Annotated in this window: 16 protein-coding genes; 5 read left to right on the plus strand and 11 right to left on the minus strand. The window is 61.6% G+C overall.

Going from position 1 to position 17,936, the window contains the following annotated elements; all coding sequences use genetic code 11:
- Nucleotides 1–3: 3 nt before the first annotated feature.
- The 4 genes from K1W69_RS22600 to K1W69_RS22615 form a co-directional block, all read right to left on the minus strand.
- Nucleotides 4–930 carry a dimethyl sulfoxide reductase anchor subunit family protein gene (locus K1W69_RS22600; protein ID WP_220230728.1) on the minus strand — a complete coding sequence of 309 codons (927 nt, stop codon included), beginning with the start codon at nucleotides 928–930 and terminating at the stop codon, nucleotides 4–6.
- Nucleotides 930–1,676: a 4Fe-4S dicluster domain-containing protein gene (locus tag K1W69_RS22605; protein ID WP_220230729.1), complete on the minus strand. Its 747-nt coding sequence runs from the start codon at nucleotides 1,674–1,676 to the stop codon at nucleotides 930–932. Before K1W69_RS22605 ends, K1W69_RS22600 begins: the two co-directional genes overlap by 1 nt.
- Nucleotides 1,673–4,555, minus strand: a complete 2,883-nt coding sequence (locus tag K1W69_RS22610; protein WP_220230730.1) for a molybdopterin oxidoreductase family protein — start codon at nucleotides 4,553–4,555, stop codon at nucleotides 1,673–1,675. Before K1W69_RS22610 ends, K1W69_RS22605 begins: the two co-directional genes overlap by 4 nt.
- 261 nt (nucleotides 4,556–4,816) lie before the next feature.
- Complete coding sequence (locus K1W69_RS22615) at nucleotides 4,817–5,896, minus strand: hypothetical protein (protein WP_220230731.1); 1,080 nt, start codon at nucleotides 5,894–5,896, stop codon at nucleotides 4,817–4,819.
- Nucleotides 5,897–6,026: 130 nt separating this feature from the next.
- Between K1W69_RS22615 and K1W69_RS22620 the strand changes: the two genes are divergently transcribed.
- Nucleotides 6,027–6,425, plus strand: a complete 399-nt coding sequence (locus K1W69_RS22620) for a DoxX family protein (protein WP_220230732.1) — start codon at nucleotides 6,027–6,029, stop codon at nucleotides 6,423–6,425.
- Between the two features lie 10 nt (nucleotides 6,426–6,435).
- Here K1W69_RS22620 and K1W69_RS22625 read toward each other — a convergent pair whose 3' ends face one another.
- Nucleotides 6,436–8,154, minus strand: a complete 1,719-nt coding sequence (locus K1W69_RS22625; protein WP_220230733.1) for a flavin-containing monooxygenase — start codon at nucleotides 8,152–8,154, stop codon at nucleotides 6,436–6,438.
- Nucleotides 8,155–8,295: 141 nt separating this feature from the next.
- Nucleotides 8,296–9,210, minus strand: coding sequence for a diacylglycerol/lipid kinase family protein (locus tag K1W69_RS22630; RefSeq protein WP_220230734.1), 915 nt, complete (start codon nucleotides 9,208–9,210; stop codon nucleotides 8,296–8,298).
- Between the two features lie 240 nt (nucleotides 9,211–9,450).
- Between K1W69_RS22630 and K1W69_RS22635 the strand changes: the two genes are divergently transcribed.
- Nucleotides 9,451–10,098, plus strand: a complete 648-nt coding sequence (locus tag K1W69_RS22635) for a ThuA domain-containing protein (protein ID WP_220231022.1) — start codon at nucleotides 9,451–9,453, stop codon at nucleotides 10,096–10,098.
- A gap of 9 nt (nucleotides 10,099–10,107) precedes the next feature.
- Here K1W69_RS22635 and K1W69_RS22640 read toward each other — a convergent pair whose 3' ends face one another.
- The 3 genes from K1W69_RS22640 to K1W69_RS22650 all read right to left on the minus strand — a co-directional run bounded on the left by K1W69_RS22640 (nucleotide 10,108) and on the right by K1W69_RS22650 (nucleotide 12,740).
- Entirely contained in the window at nucleotides 10,108–10,902 is a 795-nt protein-coding gene (locus K1W69_RS22640) for an alpha/beta fold hydrolase (protein WP_220230735.1), read from the minus strand.
- An 86-nt stretch (nucleotides 10,903–10,988) separates the two neighbouring features.
- Nucleotides 10,989–11,750, minus strand: a complete 762-nt coding sequence (locus K1W69_RS22645) for an ABC transporter permease (RefSeq protein WP_220230736.1) — start codon at nucleotides 11,748–11,750, stop codon at nucleotides 10,989–10,991.
- Between the two features lie 18 nt (nucleotides 11,751–11,768).
- Complete coding sequence (locus K1W69_RS22650) at nucleotides 11,769–12,740, minus strand: ABC transporter ATP-binding protein (protein WP_220230737.1); 972 nt, start codon at nucleotides 12,738–12,740, stop codon at nucleotides 11,769–11,771.
- 89 nt (nucleotides 12,741–12,829) lie between these two features.
- Here K1W69_RS22650 and K1W69_RS22655 point away from each other — a divergent pair, with 89 nt between their 5' ends.
- The 3 genes from K1W69_RS22655 to K1W69_RS22665 all read left to right on the plus strand — a co-directional run bounded on the left by K1W69_RS22655 (nucleotide 12,830) and on the right by K1W69_RS22665 (nucleotide 15,839).
- The gene (locus K1W69_RS22655; RefSeq protein ID WP_220230738.1) at nucleotides 12,830–13,384 is read left to right on the plus strand and encodes a MarR family transcriptional regulator; all 555 of its coding nucleotides are present in this window, start codon (nucleotides 12,830–12,832) and stop codon (nucleotides 13,382–13,384) included.
- A 78-nt stretch (nucleotides 13,385–13,462) separates the two neighbouring features.
- Complete coding sequence (locus K1W69_RS22660) at nucleotides 13,463–14,419, plus strand: agmatinase (RefSeq protein ID WP_220230739.1); 957 nt, start codon at nucleotides 13,463–13,465, stop codon at nucleotides 14,417–14,419.
- A gap of 1 nt (nucleotide 14,420) precedes the next feature.
- Complete coding sequence (locus K1W69_RS22665; protein ID WP_220230740.1) at nucleotides 14,421–15,839, plus strand: 8-oxoguanine deaminase; 1,419 nt, start codon at nucleotides 14,421–14,423, stop codon at nucleotides 15,837–15,839.
- A 25-nt stretch (nucleotides 15,840–15,864) separates the two neighbouring features.
- On the opposite strand, the gene K1W69_RS22670 is transcribed toward K1W69_RS22665, so the two are convergent.
- Together K1W69_RS22670 and K1W69_RS22675 are read right to left on the minus strand one after the other, a co-directional pair.
- A complete protein-coding gene (locus K1W69_RS22670; RefSeq protein WP_220230741.1) occupies nucleotides 15,865–16,347 on the minus strand; it encodes a DUF302 domain-containing protein in 483 nt (160 codons plus the stop codon).
- A gap of 134 nt (nucleotides 16,348–16,481) precedes the next feature.
- Nucleotides 16,482–17,933 (minus strand): aldehyde dehydrogenase family protein, encoded by a 1,452-nt coding sequence (locus K1W69_RS22675; RefSeq protein WP_220230742.1) that lies wholly within the window; start codon nucleotides 17,931–17,933, stop codon nucleotides 16,482–16,484.
- Between the last annotated feature and the right edge of the window lie 3 nt (nucleotides 17,934–17,936).

The raw sequence follows: 17,936 nt of genomic DNA on the forward strand, positions 1-17,936 counted from the left end.
TCTTTACCGCCCGTAGTAAAGCGATACGGCGTGGCGAGCTTCAGCGAAAAACAGCCAGCGCTCGACGAAGAGCCCGGCGATGAGACACACGAAAGCGACCCCCAGCCAGGCAAGCGGACCGCCGCTGATCGCCACGGCCAGCGAGATCAGAAGCGGAGCCGCGAAACCCGTCGTCAGGGCGATGGCCCGCAGCTTCGCCGCATGCTTGCGGCCGATGACATGGACCATCTCCCGCGTCAGGTAGTTCTCGCCGGAATGCGGGCTTTCGAGCAGCCGTACGCGGCCGATCGCGCCAAGCCCTGTCGCTGTCTCCGGGGTAGAGCCCACGGCCGCCAGAGAGGTTCGGCCAGCCCTGTGCCACCAGGACATTTTCAGCGCCCAGGCGACGATGAGCACAAGGCAGGCCATTCCGGCGATCGTTGCGCGATCGGAAGAGTTCGTTTCCGGGTTCAGCGCAGCCGCCGCCACGTAGCCGCAGGCGATCGCGAAACCGACATAGACGAGCGGCGTCAGGATGGAGTTCCAGTGCGGCACCGTGCGGAGCTGCGTATAGATCATCGCCGTCGCGACCACCGTGACGATCGCCAGGAAAGCGATCAGAACGCCGAGCCACAGCGGCCGGTTACCGGCGAAAAGCCAGAACAGGACATAGACGCCGAACAGAAACAGCGTCGCCACCGCCAGCACGCCTTCGCGCGACAGCCACGACGAGCGCCATTGGGAAAAAGCCCGCCAGGCCCGTTCCGGATGGCCGAGATGAAAGGTCGAGGAAATCAGCCCCGCCACCGCAAGGCCGCCGGCCAGCAGCGAGATCAGAAACGCCGCCAGCGGCCCTTGGGACATGGGCGCGCCGACGCCGATCATCGCGATCAGACCGAAGCCGGCGCCGGAAGTTACGGTAAAGAAGATGACCGATATAGCAGGATGCATCAGCCCAGCCTTTCCAGCGCGCGGTCAAGCCAGCCGAGAAAGCCCGTGGCGTTCGCAGTCTCGTCCGGTTTGGCTTCAGATGCGCCACAGCTTTCCGTCGCCTGCTTCGGTCGCGGCGGCAGATACTTGTTGACCGGCGCCGTGCCCATTTCCGGCATCAGGTCGAACCCGCCGCGATCCTCCACGAGCTTGGACACATTCGATTCAGGGTCCGAAAAGTCGCCGAAATGACGGGCGCCGGCCGGGCAGGTCCTGACACAGGCCGGCGTCCGGTCCTCCTCCGGCAGATTGTCGTTGTAGATCCGGTCGACGCAGAGCGTGCATTTCTTCATCACGTTCTCGACCGGGTCCATCTCACGCGCGCCGTATGGGCAGGCCCAGGCGCACAGGCCGCAACCGATGCACATGGATTCGTCCACCAGCACGATCCCGTCTTCCGAGCGCTTGTAGCTCGCGCCGGTCGGGCACACGGTCACGCAGGGCGCGTCCGAACAATGCAGACACGATTTAGGGAAATGCACGATCGAGGCCGGCGCGTCCTCCGGCGTCACCTCGAACGTATGGATGCGATTGAGCCAGGAGCCCACCGGCTCGTCGCCATAGGGGTCGAGATCGCCCAGCGGCGCGCCGTAGCCGCCGGTGTTCCATTCCTTGCAGTTGACGACGCAGGCATGACAGCCGACGCAGGTGTCGAGATCGATCACGAGGCCAAGGCTGCGCTCGATAGCTGTGGGCAGAGAAGTCATTCGCCCTCTCCCCATTCCTTGCCGTAGGCGACGACCGCGGGCGGCTCGCGCAACGGATCCTTCTGGGGCGGGAATTGCGGCAACGTCACCGGATTGTCGCCGACCTCGGCCTTCTCGATACGTATCCGCAAATCAAACCAGGCGGCCTGGCCGGTGATCGGGTCGGAGTTCGACCAGCGATAGCCGTCGGCGGCCGGCGGCAGCAATTCGTGGATCAGGTGATTGAGCAGGAAGCCCTTCTTTGCCTCCGGCGCGTTGTCGTCCAGCGTCCAGGCGCCGGAGCGTTTGCCGATCGCGTTCCAGGTCCACAGCGTCTTGCCGTTGACCGCCTCCATGCGCCGAACCGGAACCTTGATGCGGCTGTGGTGCGAGATCACCCATGCCCAGTCGCCGTCGCGCAGCCCGGCCGCATCGCAGACCGGCCCTGGAACATAGAGCACGTTCGCGCCGTGGATCTGGCGCAGCCAGGCGTTCTGCGAGCCCCAGGAATGATACATCGCCGCCGGCCGCTGCGTGATCGCATGGTAGGGATAGTCGCTCACGTCGACGCCTGCGCCCTCGAATGGCGGATACCAGAGCGGCAGCGGGTCGAAGGTTTCGAGTATCCGCTTGCGATGGGTGTCCGGCGGCTGCCGCTCGCCATGACCCTCGGCGGCAAGCTGGAACTTGCGCAGCGGCTCGAGGTAGAGCTGGAAGACGTTCTCGACCGGCCCATCCTGCAAGCCCATCGCGATCGCCCAGTCGCTCCAGGCGCGGTTGGCGTGCTTGAAGTAGCGCGCCTCCTCCGGCACGTGCGTTTCAAAGAAACCGCCATTGTCGATATAGCGCTGAAGCTGGTCCGGATTGGGCGCGCCGCGCCCTGCTTCCGATCCATCCGCGCCGCGCCAGCCGGCCAGCGGACCGACGCCGGGCTTTCTCTGGTGATTGACCATGTAGTCGGCGTAGTCCGCGTAGAGCGCTTCGCCGTTCCCGTCGACCATGCCCGGCAACTTCAGCCGCGCGCCGAGATCGAGCAGCACCGACTGGAAGCCGCGCACGTCCCTGCCCTCGGCCTGGGTCTCGGGCTTCACCACCGGCCAGCGTATCGCGTCAGCCAGCGCGTCCGGCTCGGAGATCGGCCGGTCGAGCAGCGAGATGCAGTCGTGCCGCTCCAGGTAGGTCGTGTCGGGCAGCACCAGGTCGGCGTAGGCGACCATCTCGGAATCGTAGGCGTCCGAGTAGATGATCTTCGGAATGCGGTAGTCGCCGTTCTCGTCCTTGTCCGTCAGCATGTCCATGACGCCCGACGAGTTCATAGACGAGTTCCAAGCCATGTTCGCCATGTACATGAACAGCACGTCGACCGGATACGGGTCGCCGGCGTGCGCGTTGGAAATGACCATATGCATCAGCCCGTGCGACGACATCGGCGCGTCCCAGCTGAACGCCTTGTCGATCCGCTGCGGCGTCGTCCCGTCCGCCTCCAGCAACAGGTCTTCCGGCCCGCGCAGGAAGCCGAGATGCGGCCCCGGCAGCGGCTCGTCCGGTTTGCAGCCGCCATGCGGTTTCGGCTGCGCCGCCACCGGCCTCGGATAGGGCGGCTTGAAGCGGAAGCCGCCCGGGCTGTCGATCGAGCCGATCAGGATCTGCAGCAGATGCAGCGCGCGGCAGGTCTGGAAGCCGTTCGAATGCGCGGAGATCCCGCGCATGGCGTGGAAGGAGACCGGTCGGCCGATCATGCGCTCGTGCCGCTCGCCCTTCATGTCGGTCCAGGACTGTTCAACCACGACTTCGCGCTCGAAGGCGGCCTCGGCGATCTCGGCCGCGATGCGGCGGATCTGCGCCGCGGAAACCCCTGTTTCCTCCTCGACTGCATCAGGCGCATACCGCGGGTCGAGATATTTGCGCGCCAGCAGCTCGAACACCGGCCGGGCTACGCGTCCGTCGGGCAGCGTCGCCGCGCCTTTGAGCGCTGCCTTCAGCGACGCGCCATTCTTGCAGGACACGACGCTGGCGGCCTCGCGGTCGAGGACCAGCGGATCGCCGTTCTCGTCGCGCGCGAAGAGCCCGTGATCGGCGGCGCCCTCATCGTCGATCACCAGCCAGGGCGCGTTGGTGTAGCGAAGCAGGTAGTCGAGATCGACCTTGCCGAGCCGCAGAAGCTCGTGGATCAGCGACAGGATGAACAGACCGTCCGTGCCAGGCGTCACGCCCACCCACTCGTCTGCGACGGCGTTGTAGCCGGTGCGGACAGGATTGACGCCAACGATCTTGACGCCGCGCGCCTTCAGCTTGCCGAGCCCCATCTTGATCGGATTGGAATCGTGGTCCTCCGCGACGCCGAAGATCATGAAGTATTCGGTCTTGTCCCAGTCCGGCGATCCGAACTCCCAGAAGGCGCCGCCGAACGTGTAGATGCCGCCGGCCGCCATATTGACCGAGCAGAAGCCGCCATGCGCGGCGAAATTGGGTGTGCCGAACTGCTGCGCCCACCAGCCGGTCAGCGACTGGCTCTGGTCGCGGCCGGTAAAAAAGGCGAGCTTTCTCGGATCGCGATGCCGGATATCGGCGAGCCAGTCGGCTGCCAGCGTCAGCGCCTCCTCCCACTCGATTTCCTTGAACTCGCCGCTGCCCCGCTCGCCTGTGCGCAACAGCGGTTTCATCAGTCGCGCCGGCGAATAATGCTGCATGATCCCGGCCGATCCCTTGGCGCACAGCACGCCCTTATTGATCGGATGGTCCCGATTGCCCTCGATATACCGGATGCGCGGCGTTCCGTCCTCGCCCTGCCGGATATGCACGTTGACGCCGCAACGGCATGCGCACATGTAACAGGTGGTCTTGCGCACCTCGTCGGACACATGAGCCGAAAGCTCTACCTTGTGTCGGATCTCATTCATGAACCGCTACCGTCTCCGACTGTCCATTTCGCAAGCACTGGCCGGTCTCCTCCCCTGGCGCTCTATCGTAAATCCTTCATACGTCTCAGAGGTCCACATGCCTGCGGACATCGGAATTCTTATATTAAGGATTCCTTATATAAAGTCTTTTGGAACAGTTCCAGACTTTCCGACTCAATACCTAGATTGTCCGCGTTCGCTGATGGAGCGCCAACCAAAACAAAGGCAGGGGACCAGACGACGACGCCATGTCGCACAAACTTACTTGTTTCCTTGCCGGAAGTAGAAATCGATCCGTGACCTGACGGCGGCATTGTGGTCCATCGAAAGTACTTCGGCGATTTCGTCCATTCGGGTCGTCGTTTTGTGTCGATGCGCAATCAACATATCCGCGGCCACTTTCCTGACAGCTGAAGCATTGTCGCTGGCCGCTTCCGACAAAAGTCCTTCATAGCCGAATTCCGTTGAAACGGGACGCACTTCAAATCGGGGCGACCTTATGAAATCATGGTTCATATCGTAACCGACCACCCATTTGGCCTCGCCTGATAGAAGCGTTCTCATGGCAATGGCGCGTGCTGAAGGCGACACGGCCTGGCAAGCGATAATCTGCAGGTGATCATCGAACTCGGGGTGCGGGAGCAAACTGCGAAATGTCCGTCCCACGAACGACGTTCTTTCGCTCAGTATCCTGTTTCGCAACGGTAAAAGTACATCCGGCTTGAGGATTACGGAATAGATAAAATCCTTGGCCTTGGCGCTCATTCGCCCACGGGAGCCAATTAGATCCAGGGACTTGAAAGCAAATTCAGCGGCAATCGCAGGATCCGCTTTTCCCAATACTCTCTCCGCACAATCCAGTGCAGCATCGCGTACTTGTGCGACCCAATCGTTGAGGCGGTATGCAATCGCCGCATATTCAAAAGCAGACAAGGGAGCAGTCTGGATTGAGGACAATGAAGCCTCCCGAACATATCCACTGCCGTGAAACAGATACAACCACGCCAAATCAGGCATGTTTCGAATTTGTTGGAAAGGACTGGAACGAAGCGCGCCAAGCCTGATCAACGGCTTCTGAATAGCCCGAATCGTCGGTGCATAAGGTGTGTTTTCCCAAATTTCGGCTATTTGCCGGATGTGACTGCTTGCATGATACATGGTCGAAGGACAGACGGTGCGATATCTGTCTCGCAAATACGCAACTTGTCGGAGACTTACCGTTCCAGACTTCAAACACGGTCCCACATCCTTCAACGCCTGCTGAAGAGAAGGGGGCAAGACGGAGCGTTTATTGTACGTAAAGAGATCTGGGTAATCTGCAGGCATCCGGTCGTCTGTCATCTGCCAATCGAAAAACATTGGTGCAATTTCAGTGAACGAAACAAATTACATAAAACTTCCGAGTGTACACTTTAAGAGACTTTTTGAAGGCGATTGCTGATCCCTAGGGCCTTTGATAGCAATTGTCTTCATGAGAGCGATTATCGACCGATTCCAACCACTGGCGGCGCTTGCGGCGCGGCTGCTGATCGCCTGGATTTTCATCTATGACGGGTACGTGGCGATCATCGACTATGGCGGCGTCGGCGACTACATGGAGGCGAACGGCGTCAGCCGCAGCCTTCTCCCGCTCGCCATCATCGCCGAACTCGGCGGCGGCCTGTTTGTCGCCGCCGGACTGTTGACGCGACTGGCGTCGCTCGCGCTCGCCGGGTTCTGCCTGACGACGGCCGTCCTCTTCCACGCCGGCTCCGGAGATCCGATGGCCATGATCCAGCTTTACAAGGACATGGCGATCGCCGGCGGATTCCTGGCGCTGGCGGCCTTCGGCGCCGGACGCTGGTCGCTCGACGCGGTCCTGTTCCGCTAGCAGCCTTGCTCTACGAGCGCCCGTGCTCGAGTTCTGGTCGCGGCCCGGAAGCAAAGCCGCTTCTTTTCGGCCCCGCATAGCCAACGATGTGGCCCTTTGCGAGCTTCCGGCGACCGAACCAGTCGGCGATGTCATCGATCCTCAGCAGCCTGCACAGCGGAATAATCAGCACACACAACGCGACGTAGGACAGCGCGTTCGAGCACTCGAGATACCGCAGCGCCCGGCCGATCGGCGGCGTCGTCATCGGCTCGATGCCTTCCAGATCCGTATCGTCGCGACATCGGCTGAGACGCGGCGAGATCGGCACGGTCGCAAGCTTGATCGTCCGCCATGGCGCGCGCACAAAACGGCGAAGCGTAAAAACCGGATTGCGTTCCAGCTCCACGAAGCTCTCGTAATACTGGACCGGATCGACAAGCGTGTTGAGCCGCGTTTTCGGAAAATGTTTCGCACGCATGTCGCGGTAGGCGTCCGCCTGCTGGACGCGCTCTTCCACCGTTTCAGGCAACGCGATTTCGCCGGCGAACACCTTGAACGCGTAGCCGCACTGCAACTCCGTCATGAACGGAAGCGATGACCATGTCGGCCGCGCCAGGCCGAAAAAGGCGAGCGTCGGATCGACCGGATCGAAGATCAGTTGCAGCAGGCGCGACGGATCGCGTTCCCTGTAGGCTTCGGGAAGAAACGGAAAGGACGGCTGGTATCCGAAGCAGTAGATGATACGCGTCGCCTCGACGCTCTCTCCACTTTCGAAGGTAACGCGATTGCCTTGTGTTTCGGTGATCGCGCCGGCCGCCTCCACCCTGCCCGATCGCACGAACTCCACCGAATGGCCGGCCTTGTTGAAGAAGGCGTGACCCGTCGGAATGTCATTGCTCCATTCAGGCACCCCGTGCCCCTGGTAGCCCATCAGCGAACCGGTGCACAAAAGGTTCGTCAGAACGCGAATGCCCGGCTGGCGATCCGGAATATTGCTCAGCACCCGGTGCATCGTGGTGATATTGATGTCGAGCGCGCTGGTATGCCGGTCGAAGACGCCGGCGGGCAGGCGCTCGTCGACCGCCGTCCTGCGATAGAAATGCTGCCCGCCGCTGATCGCCCAGGTGACGCGCGCCCTGGTCTTTGCCAGTTCGTCGATCATGTCCGAGGCGGTCTCGCCGCCGCCGTAAACGATTACATGATCTGCGGCGGTGATATTCAAATCGCGAACCGCCTTGATGTCGCCGGAGTGAATCAACTCTCCTGCGAATGAGGCGATCGGACCGCTGGCCAGCCTTTTGCGACTATGCACGCCTGCACAGACCGCAAGCCGCTTCGCGCGCAGGCGTCGCGTGACAGTTGCGCCGTCGGCGGATTTTTGTTCGTAAGAGACGGTCCAGCCTTCGTCATCCCGCTCGGTCCGGATAACGCTTGCGCCAAACTCCAGGTGCTCGCGCAGGCTAAATTCGTCCGCATAGGCGTTGAGATACTCCAGCGCCTCGCTCCAGTGGAAGAAGTGACCGACTTTCTCCGGCATCGGAAAATCAGAGGCTTCCGTCATGGTGCGCGAAGAGGTCGACACCGTGGTCGACATGGTCGTCACGACATCGCGGTCTTCGGTAAAGTTCCAGACGCCGCCGAGATCGTCGCGACGTTCCAGAATCGTGAAGCTGAGACCGTGTTTTCGCGCATACCGGCCGGCATAGAGGCCGGACCATCCGGCTCCGATGATAGCAATATCCAACAACGTAATTCACCTGAATTGCTGTACGCTCTTCGGGCGAAAAATCATTTTTATTGTTTGAAATCAACATTTAAAAGTATTCGCTTATTTGTATAAAATGCTGCCAGCTATTTATTCGTTTTTGATTAAAAATTGAACCAATGCTCATTGATCCGCAAAAATCATGCTTATCGCGCCCGGAACGATGCTGACTGTCGCCGGCGTGACGCCGGCCGGTTCGCCGTCCACCTCGATTTGCATGGGCGCCGGCGTTTCGATGTGAAACACCCTTCCCTGCGTCACCCGCATGCCGGCTTTGCGGACATAGCTTCCATCCTTCATGGCCGGGAGGATTTGCGTCAGCATGCGGCCTCTCGAAACAGGGCCGATTTCCACGCAATCCAGCAATCCGTCATCGAATTGCGCCTCTGGCGCGAAACTGATCTCGCCGGGAAGACCGGGAAAGCAGCAAAAGAAATATCCCCATGCTTTGACGGTCGACGGCGGCGCGCTGTCTGCAGAATAAGCAAATTGACGGGGACGTCCGCCGAGCACCGACAGGACGCCCGCCAGAACGTAGGATGCGCCGCCAAGCAGCTTCACGAAGGGCATGCTTGCGGTCAGCCTGCTCGCTTCGACCGGCAGACCGACGGAAACGATGACGAAGCCGTGCCGCGCGGCGCCTTCGCCGCCGTCTGCGGCGTCAAGCCGCATCACGTCAACCGGTTTCACGCTCGCGCCGGCAAGAGCTTCGACGGCCCGCCGGGGCGTCGACAGACCAAGGCAATTGGCGACGACATTCACAGTCCCGCACGGTATCTGGCCCATGACGACCTCTGACCGCGGTACGTCGCTATTGGCCATGATGGCGTTCATCAACAAGCCCATCGTCCCGTCGCCGCCGACGCCGACAATGCGCCTGTATCCCTCTTTCAAGGCTTCCGTCGCCGCCACCTTGATGTCGTCTCTGCTCTTCGTCGCCCGAAAACCGAATTCGCCGATGGCGGCGCGCATGTCACTCTCGACTTCCGGCCACACCCGCGCAGCCCTGCCCCTGCCGGCCGCCGGATTGAGGATCACGAAGGTTTCCGGTTGTGAGGAGTTTTTCTTTCTCAATAGTTTTGAATCACTTGGCAAGGCGTTTTCAACTTCTGAATCAGGATGAGGTTTTACGCTGGATGACTTGTTGATGAAAGAAGATGCTTTTCAGAAAGAAGCCTCCATAATCTTCACGGCGCCGCTTCGATTGCCGGTTGAACAGACTTGTTCTCTGCGCTACCGGTTGCAACCGTATGAGAGACAAGCACCTGGGAGGGTGAACTGGCCAATCGAACAGCATTAATCGTCTGGGGCGGATGGGAAGGCCACACGCCCCAGCAAAGCGCCACGGTCGTCAAGTCCATGCTTGAAGACCATGGATTCGACGTGACGTTTTCCGACACCACGGAAGCCTTCGCATCGCCGGATGTCGGCGAGCATTCGCTGATCGTTCCGGTGATCACCCAGTCGGAGATAGGCAGCGACGCCCTCTCCGGTCTCCTCGGCGCGGTCAAGGGCGGAACGGGGCTTGCCGGATTTCACGGCACGATGTGCGACGCGTTTCGCAAGGAGCCGGAGTACCAGTTCATGACAGGCGGTCAATGGGTCGCGCATCCAGGCAACATCATCGATTACAGGATAGAGATCACCCGACCGGATGATCCGATCATGGAAGGCGTAACGGACTTCGCCTATCGCTCGGAGCAGTATTACCTGCATGTCGATCCGGTGAACGAGGTGCTTGCCACAACCCGCTTCGACGGAACCTACTGCGAGGATGTGAAGGGCGTCGACATGCCGGTCGTCTGGAAGCGGCGATACGGCAAGGGTCACGTATTCTACAGCGCGCTCGGCCACGTCGCCGAGGAATTCAACGTTCCCGAAATGCGCACAATCTTCGAGCGCGGCGCCTTGTGGGCGGCGCGCTAGCTCCTGGCGCTATTTCCCAAGAAAAGACAGGACATGCTCGACCACCGCCTCCGGCGCTTCCCAGTGGATTGAATGCGCGGCGTTGTCGATCACTTCGAAACGAAAATCAACGACGCCTGAAAGAACCGCGCGCATGTCTTCCGGGGGTATCATCAGGTCGTTGCCGCCGGCAACGCCGAGCGTCGGGGCCTTGATCCGCGTGATCACATCGCCGGCCTGGTAGGCTGCGATTGCCTGTTGCTGCTTTCGCATCGCCTCCACCGGCTGCCGCCACGGATAGGTCTTCGCCATCTCCACCGCCGAACCGACGGCGGCCTCGTCCTCGAAGAATCCGGGCGAGAACAGCCAGTAGAAGAAGGAACGGAACCACGTATCGTCCGAAACGCCTTCTTCGCGCTGGCGAACCAGGGTGTCGACAAGGGAGATGTTTCTCGCCGTCCTGATCGGGCCGGAACACAGGATAACGAGCTTCTCGACCCTCTCCGGATAGCGCGCCGCCAGATCGAGAGACACCGCGCCTCCCATCGAGTGGCCGACAATATGAGCTTTGTCGACGCCGAGTTCGTCCATCAGGGCCACGACGTCGTCCGCCATGACGCCGATACCGGTCTCCACAGTTTTCGGTTCGGTGCGGCCAGCCATTCGATTGTCCGGCAGGATCAGCCGGTAATGCGCCGCCAACGGTTCAATGACAGGCAACCAGCTCTGGCTGTCGCTGGAAAGCCCGGCGACAAGCAGCAACGGCTCGCCCTCGCCATGTTCCTCGTAATAGAGCGAGATGCCGTTGAGTTGCGCTGTTGCCATAAATACCGCTCCGCTTGATTGGATTTGCAAGTTCTTTAGCGGCTGGCGATCAACCCCGAAAGTGGCGAAAGACACGAACAGGCAATTTACCGGGTCTGGTTGCGAAAGACGCGCGCGCCCGTCCACAGGCTGATCAGCACCAGCGCAAGGGACAGCCCGAAACCGAACGGCACGATGAAGGTGAAGATCTCGCCGCGAAACACCGCGCGCAGCGCCTCGACCATGTGCTTGAACGGATTGACGTCGGACACGTATCGCAGCCAGGCCGGCGCCATGCTCATGGGCAGCAGGATGCCGGAAAGCAGAAGCACGGGCAGCGCGAAGGTGTTAATGAGCGGAGCGAAGGCGTCCTCGGATTTCATCGAAAGGCCGGCGGCGTAGGAGAGCGACGAGAACGACGCGCCCAGCATGGCCACCAGCGCCAGCGCGAGCAAAAGCGCGCCGAACGGAACCCGCAGACCGAACAGCATGGCGGCGAGCACGAGAACGATCGCCTGGATCATCAGCACCATGACGTCGCGCAAGACACGGCCGGCAATCAGCGAAACGCGATGGGCGGGCGTGACCATCATCCGGTCGATGACGCCGCTGCGCCATTCGTTGATGATGGCGAAGCCCACGAAGGAACCGCCGAAGATCCCGAGTTGAACCAGCAGCCCCGGCACGAACACCTGCCAGGCGTTACCCGGCGGAAACCCCGGAACGCTGGTCATGCGCAGGAGCAGTGGACCGAACAGCACCAGGTATAGGATGGGCTGCATCAGCCCGATGATCACCCAGGCGGGATTTTGGAGGGACAGAAGCGTCGCCCGCCTGAAGATGATGAATGTGTCCCGGAAGAAACTCATGACTTGGCTCCAGTGAATTCAGTCGCGCAGCGAGCGACCGGTGAGGTTGAGAAAGACGTCCTCAAGCGTCGGGCGGGCGATCTCCACGCCGATCGGCTCGATATCGAGATCCGTCAGCCTGCGCAGCAGTCCCGGCAGGACGGACGCCCCGTTGGGAACGCGGAAATGCACCACATTTCCCTCGCACACGACATTGGCGGCGTTATCCAGCGCCTCGGCCGTTTCTTGCGACTTCGTTGCGTCTTCGGATGTCCTGAGCGTCAGCGTGATCGCATCGCCCGACAACCGTTCCTTGAGTTCGGCCGACGCGCCTTCCCCGACAATTCGCCCGTGATCGATGATCAGCAGCCGGTCGGACAGGGCGTCTGCTTCGTCCATGTAATGGGTCGTGAGAAACACGGTGGTCCCGAACTCGTCGCGCAAGCTGCGGATATGGTTCCACAGATTGGCCCGCGCCTGCGGGTCGAGGCCGGTCGACGGTTCATCGAGAAAGACGAGCTCCGGTTCGTGGATCAGGCCCATGACGATGTCGAGACGGCGGCGCTGTCCGCCAGACAGCGAACCGCAGGCGCGATCCCATATTCCGTCGAGATCGAGCGCCTTGAGCAACGCTTTTCCCCGCCTTTCGCCCTCCTGTCTGCTCAGACCGTAGAGCTGCGCCTGGGAGACGATCTCGAGGCTGACCTTCGCCTCGCGCATGGTCGTCCCGCCCTGGGCGACATAGCCGATCCGTCTCTTCACGCCTCTCGCGTCACGCCGCAGGTCGCATCCGGCGACGATGGCCTCGCCGTCTGTGGGTTCCAGCAGCGTGCACAGCATTTTCAGCGTCGTCGTCTTTCCGGCGCCGTTGGGACCAAGGAAGCCGACAATCTCGCCCTTGCCCACGGTCAGGTCGATGCCCTGCACCGCGTCCACGGTTTCCGCGCGCGTCTTGTAGCTTCGTTTCAGGCCGCGGGCCACGATCGCCTGTTCTTTGGCAGCTTCCAGCATCTTGACGATTCCCAATTATCTTGATATTCATATATCTTATGAATCAAAATACTTTCTCGTCAAGAGATAAAGAGTCCGCCGTCGCAGAGATGGTCGAGGCTTTGCGGGTCAGCCAGAACGCCTCGGACATGATGGACGAAGCGTTCTCCTCCCTGCTTCGGATCAACAGGACGGATTCACGCTGCCTGGATATCGTTCACCGACTGGGAAGAATCACTGCCGGAGATCTCGCCCGCATGAGCGGATTGACCACCGGAGCCGTGACAACCGTCGTCGACCGGCTGGAACAGGCCGGATATCTGCGCCGTATCCGGGACACCGAGGACCGGCGAAAGGTATTCCTCGAAGCCACGGAACGCGCAAATCGACTGGCCGAAGCCGTCTATGGACAGATAAGCGAGGTTGGCCAACGGCGAATGGGCGACATGAACATCGAAGACATTATCCGCGTGACCCGCTTTCTGCACATCAACGCCCATATCAACAAGTCGCTCTCGGACGCGCTGCGCGAGGTTTGCGCTGCGGAGAACGACGAGGACGATCCGCTGAAGGTCGCCAAAGCCTTCGCGACGCATATGCGGTCCCACTCTGACACCGTCGACAAGGGCGTCGACGACATCATCTGCGGCAAAACGCCGGAGTAGCGGAAAAAGCCCATGCTTCATTCTTGCGGCCGGCTGTGACATGCTGAGAGATCATTCGGTCATTCGACGAGGTTCTCCATGAGCACAAGCCGGTTCCAGCCGGTGTCCGGTTTCGATCTGCCCCGCTTTGCGGGCGTGCCGACATTCATGCGATTGCCGCACATCACGCTCGACGATCCGGATATCGCCGACGTCCAGATTGGCCTCGTCGGCGCGCCCTGGGACGGCGGAACCACCAATCGGCCCGGTCCGAGACATGGTCCCCGGCAATTGCGCGACCTCTCGACCATGATACGCGCGCAGAACGGTGCAACCGGCGTTCGTCCTTTCGACGCGGCGAACTGCGCCGACCTGGGCGACGTCGCGCCCAATCCGGCCGACGTCATGGACAGCCTCGACCGCTTCACGACCTTCTATTCAAGGGTCAGGCAAGCCGGTGTCCGGACGCTGACGGCCGGCGGCGACCATCTGTGCTCATTGCCGATCCTGCGCGGTCTGGCGTCCGACGGTCCGGTCGGCATGATCCATTTCGACAGCCATACCGACCTGTTCCACAGCTATTTCAACGGCAGCATGTATACCCACGGCACGCCGTTCCGCCGCGCCGTCGAGGAAGAACTTCTCGATCCGCAGCGCGTTGTGCAGATCGGCATACGGGGAACGGCCTACGACATGGAAGACCGCGATTTCGCCAAGTCGGTCGGCGTCAGGGTCATCGCGATTGAAGAGTTCTTCGAGCGCGGCATTCCCGACGTCATGGCCGAGGCGCGGGAAATCGCGGGCTCGGGCCCGACCTATATCTCCTACGACATCGATTTCGTCGACCCGGCTTTTGCGCCCGGCACCGGCACGCCGGAGGTCGGCGGTCCGAATTCCTTCCAGGCGTTACAGGTCGTTCGCGAACTCGAAGGCGTCAACATTATCGGGGCCGATTTGGTCGAGGTCTCGCCGCCTTTCGATCAGGCGGGCGGCACGGCCTGGCTTGCAGTTTCGATCATGTTCGAACTGCTCTGCGTCATGGTTGGAAGACATTGAAATGACGACGCTGCTTGTAAAGAACGCCCGCGTGCTTGTGACAATGGACGCGGAGCGACGCGAGATCGAGGATGGCGGCCTCTACGCCGAAGACGGCGTGATCCGACAGGTGGGCAAGACGCAGGATCTGCCGCCGTCAGCCGACAAGGTCATCGACGCCACTGGCCAGATCGTGCTGCCTGGCTTTGTCAACACCCACCACCATCTCAACCAGACGCTGACGCGCAACCTGCCGGCCGCCCAGAACAACAATCTGTTCGAATGGCTGAAGGTCCACTATCGCATCTGGGCCCGCACCCATCCGGACGCGTCGCGCACCAGCTGCCTGATCGGCATGGCCGAATTGCTGCTCTCCGGCTGCACCACGGTTTTCGATCACTCCTACCTCTTCAAGAGCGGCAATACGATCGACGTTCATATCGAGGCGGCGAAGGATCTCGGCGTCCGCTTCCACGCGAGCCGCGGTTCGATGTCGCTGGGCGAATCCAAGGGCGGCCTGCCGCCGGACGAATGCGTTGAGGACGAGGACGATATCATGCGCGACTGCGTGCGCGTGGTCGACCGCTATCACGACGCATCGCATGGCGCGATGACGCGCATCGTGCTTGCGCCCTGCTCTCCCTTCTCGGTCTCGGAAGATCTGCTGAAGGAGACAGCGGTGCTGGCGCGCGACAAGCAGGTGATGCTCCACACCCATCTCTGCGAGACGCTGGACGAGGAGCGCTACACGCTGGAGCGCTTCGGCAAGCGACCGGTCGACTGGATGGCCGATCTTGACTGGCTGGGCGACGACGTCTGGTTCGCCCATGCGATCCATGTCGATGACGAGGAGATCACCCGCTTCGCCAGCACCGGCTGCGGCGCGGCCCATTGCCCCTGCTCCAATATGCGGCTTGGATCGGGAATCGCGCCGATCAAGAAATACATGGCTGCCGGCGTCCGCGTCGGTCTCGGCGTCGACGGGTCGGCAAGCAACGACGCCTCGCACATGCTTGCCGAAGTCCGCCAGGCCATGCTGCTTGCCCGCCTGCGCCTCGGCCTACTGCCGCCGGAGGGACCGCGCAAGCATTTCCTGCTCTCGCAGTCGCACCCGTTGCGGTCCGACGAATGGATGTCGGCCCGCGAAGCGCTGGAACTGGCGACGATCGGCGGCGCCAGCGTTCTGGGCCGCGACGACATCGGCTCGCTGGAGTCCGGAAAATGCGCCGATTTCTTCACGCTCAAGCTGGATACGATCGGCTATGCGGGCGGCCTGCACGATCCGGTCGCAGCCGTCGTCTTCTGCGCTCCGCAAAATGCACACACGACCGTCGTCAACGGCCGCGTCGTCGTGGAAGACGGCCGCATCGCCGCGATGGACATGGAGCCGGTCATCGCCGAGCACAACAAGTGGAGCCTGGAGCTCGCTGCTGCGACGTGACAGCCGGCCGATATCGGCGCAATAATTATTTGCCGGCAGCCTGATCGGCGATGCCCGCAAAAATGCCGTCGAGTTCCGCTGCAAGCGACTTCAGAGTCTCTCCCCCCTCATCGAAATAGGGAGAGAAAACGAAGGTCGGCGTCTTGTAGCTGAGGGTCGATCCGCCCTCGTCTTCTGTGACGTAGAAACGGATCGGCGCCTCTATCCCGGCGGCAAGGCTCGCATCCAGCATGCGCACGGCGAAGTCGTTGCGATAGACGCCGACGACACGGTTGCCTGCTATCGTGACGCCCCGGCTTTCGGCGCCCTTGGAGGCGCTAGCCTGCGTGACTAAGCCCATCTTGGCGCCCTTGATCGCCTGATCCAGGCGGCTGTTGAGGTCGGCGAAGCTGTAGGGCGTCTCCCTGATGACCCAACCCTCCCGATCAGCAATGGAGCTTGCCAATGCCGAACCGGCGAAGCCGAGTACCAGAACCAGTGCAAAGATGTTTGACGACAGACGGCGCATGACGGCCTCCCTTTACGGATATCCCTGAAACCATCCTTGATCACAGTCCTCCGTTCCGCAATTCGCGGGATCGTCAACTCTGATCACGTCTGGTTCAGGGACATCCGCCGGCCTGCCTCGGCGACGGGCGAGTATCACTCCAGGCTGGCCGAAACGCGCATCTTCAGGAATTTTGTCTCCAGATAGGCTTCCAGCCCTTCCGGTCCGAGTTCGCGGCCAAGGCCGCTCATCTTCCAGCCGCCGAACGGCGCCTGCAATTCGCTGACATCGTTGACGTTGAGACCGATCCCGCCGAATTCCAGCCGGTCGGCGATAGTCCACATCCGTTCGAGATCGGCGCCGTACATATAGGCCGCAAGCCCGTATTCGAGGCTGTTGGCCATCTCGATCATCTGGGCGTGGTTGTCGAAGGCGGTCATGGCCGCCAGCGGCCCAAAGGTTTCTTCGGTCATCGCCAGACTGTCGAGCGGCGCATCGTCGATCACCGTCGGCCGGTAGAAATGGCCGCGAGCGAAGTCTCCTTCCGTCGGCGCATAGCCGCCGGCGATGACCCGTCCGCCCTTTGTCACTGCATCCTGTCTGTGCGCCTCCACCCGATCGATGACCGACCGGTTCAGCACCGGCCCGTAGGCGACGCCGGGCGCGACGCCGTGGCCGAGTTCGGTCTGATCGGCAAGATCCGCCAGTATCGAAGCGAACTCGTTATGCACGCGCCTGTCGACGAGGATCCGGTTCACCGTGATGCAGATCTGGCCCATATTCGAGAAAGACCGGCGATGGGCAGCCTTTGCAGCGGCCTCCAGATCGGCATCGGCAAGAACAATGAAGGGGGCATGACCGCCGAGTTCAAGACAGACCCGTTTCAGGTTCTCGGCCGCATTGCGCATGATTTCCTGTCCGGCGGCGATCGAGGCCGTGGCCGAAATCACCCGGATTTCAGGATGTCTGGCAATGGCGGCGCCTGCCACCGGCCCGTAGCCCGGCACGTCCGCGAGGCACCCTTTCGGAAGGCCCGCCTCGTGCAGGCAGTCGACCAGCATGGCGATCGCCAGCGGCGTCTCGTGCGGCGACTTGACGATGATCGGACAGCCCGCGGCAAGCGCGGGCCCTACTTTCCAGCAATAAAGATCGACCGGATAGTTCCACGGAACGATCGCGCCGGCGACGCCCGCCGGCTGATAGGTGACGACGTTCTTTATGCCCGGGGCCGATGCCGGCCGGAGCGACCCGAATATGCGAGTCGCCTCGCCGGCATAGTAGCGCAGCACCGTCGCCCCGAAGAGGATTTCCTTGCGGTTGTCGGGCACGGGTTTGCCCTGCTCCCGCGTCAGCAGCAGGGCCATGTCCTCGACCCGGGTCTCGATCAGCTCTGCCGCGCGGACGAGAATGACCGCCCGCTCGGCCGCCGGCATATCGGCGAAGCTCTTCTCGATCCGTTTGGCGGCCGCAACCGCCTGTCCGACGATGGCGCCATCGGCGAGCAGCGTCGAACCGACCTTCTCTCCTGTGGCGGGGTCGTTGATGACGAAGGTTTCCTTGCCGTCCGGCAAAAGCCATTGGCCGTCGATGAAAAATCCGCGATCCATGGT

The organism is Flavimaribacter sediminis (genome assembly GCF_019492055.1).
GTDB classification, from domain to species: Bacteria; Pseudomonadota; Alphaproteobacteria; order Rhizobiales; family Rhizobiaceae; genus Flavimaribacter; species Flavimaribacter sediminis.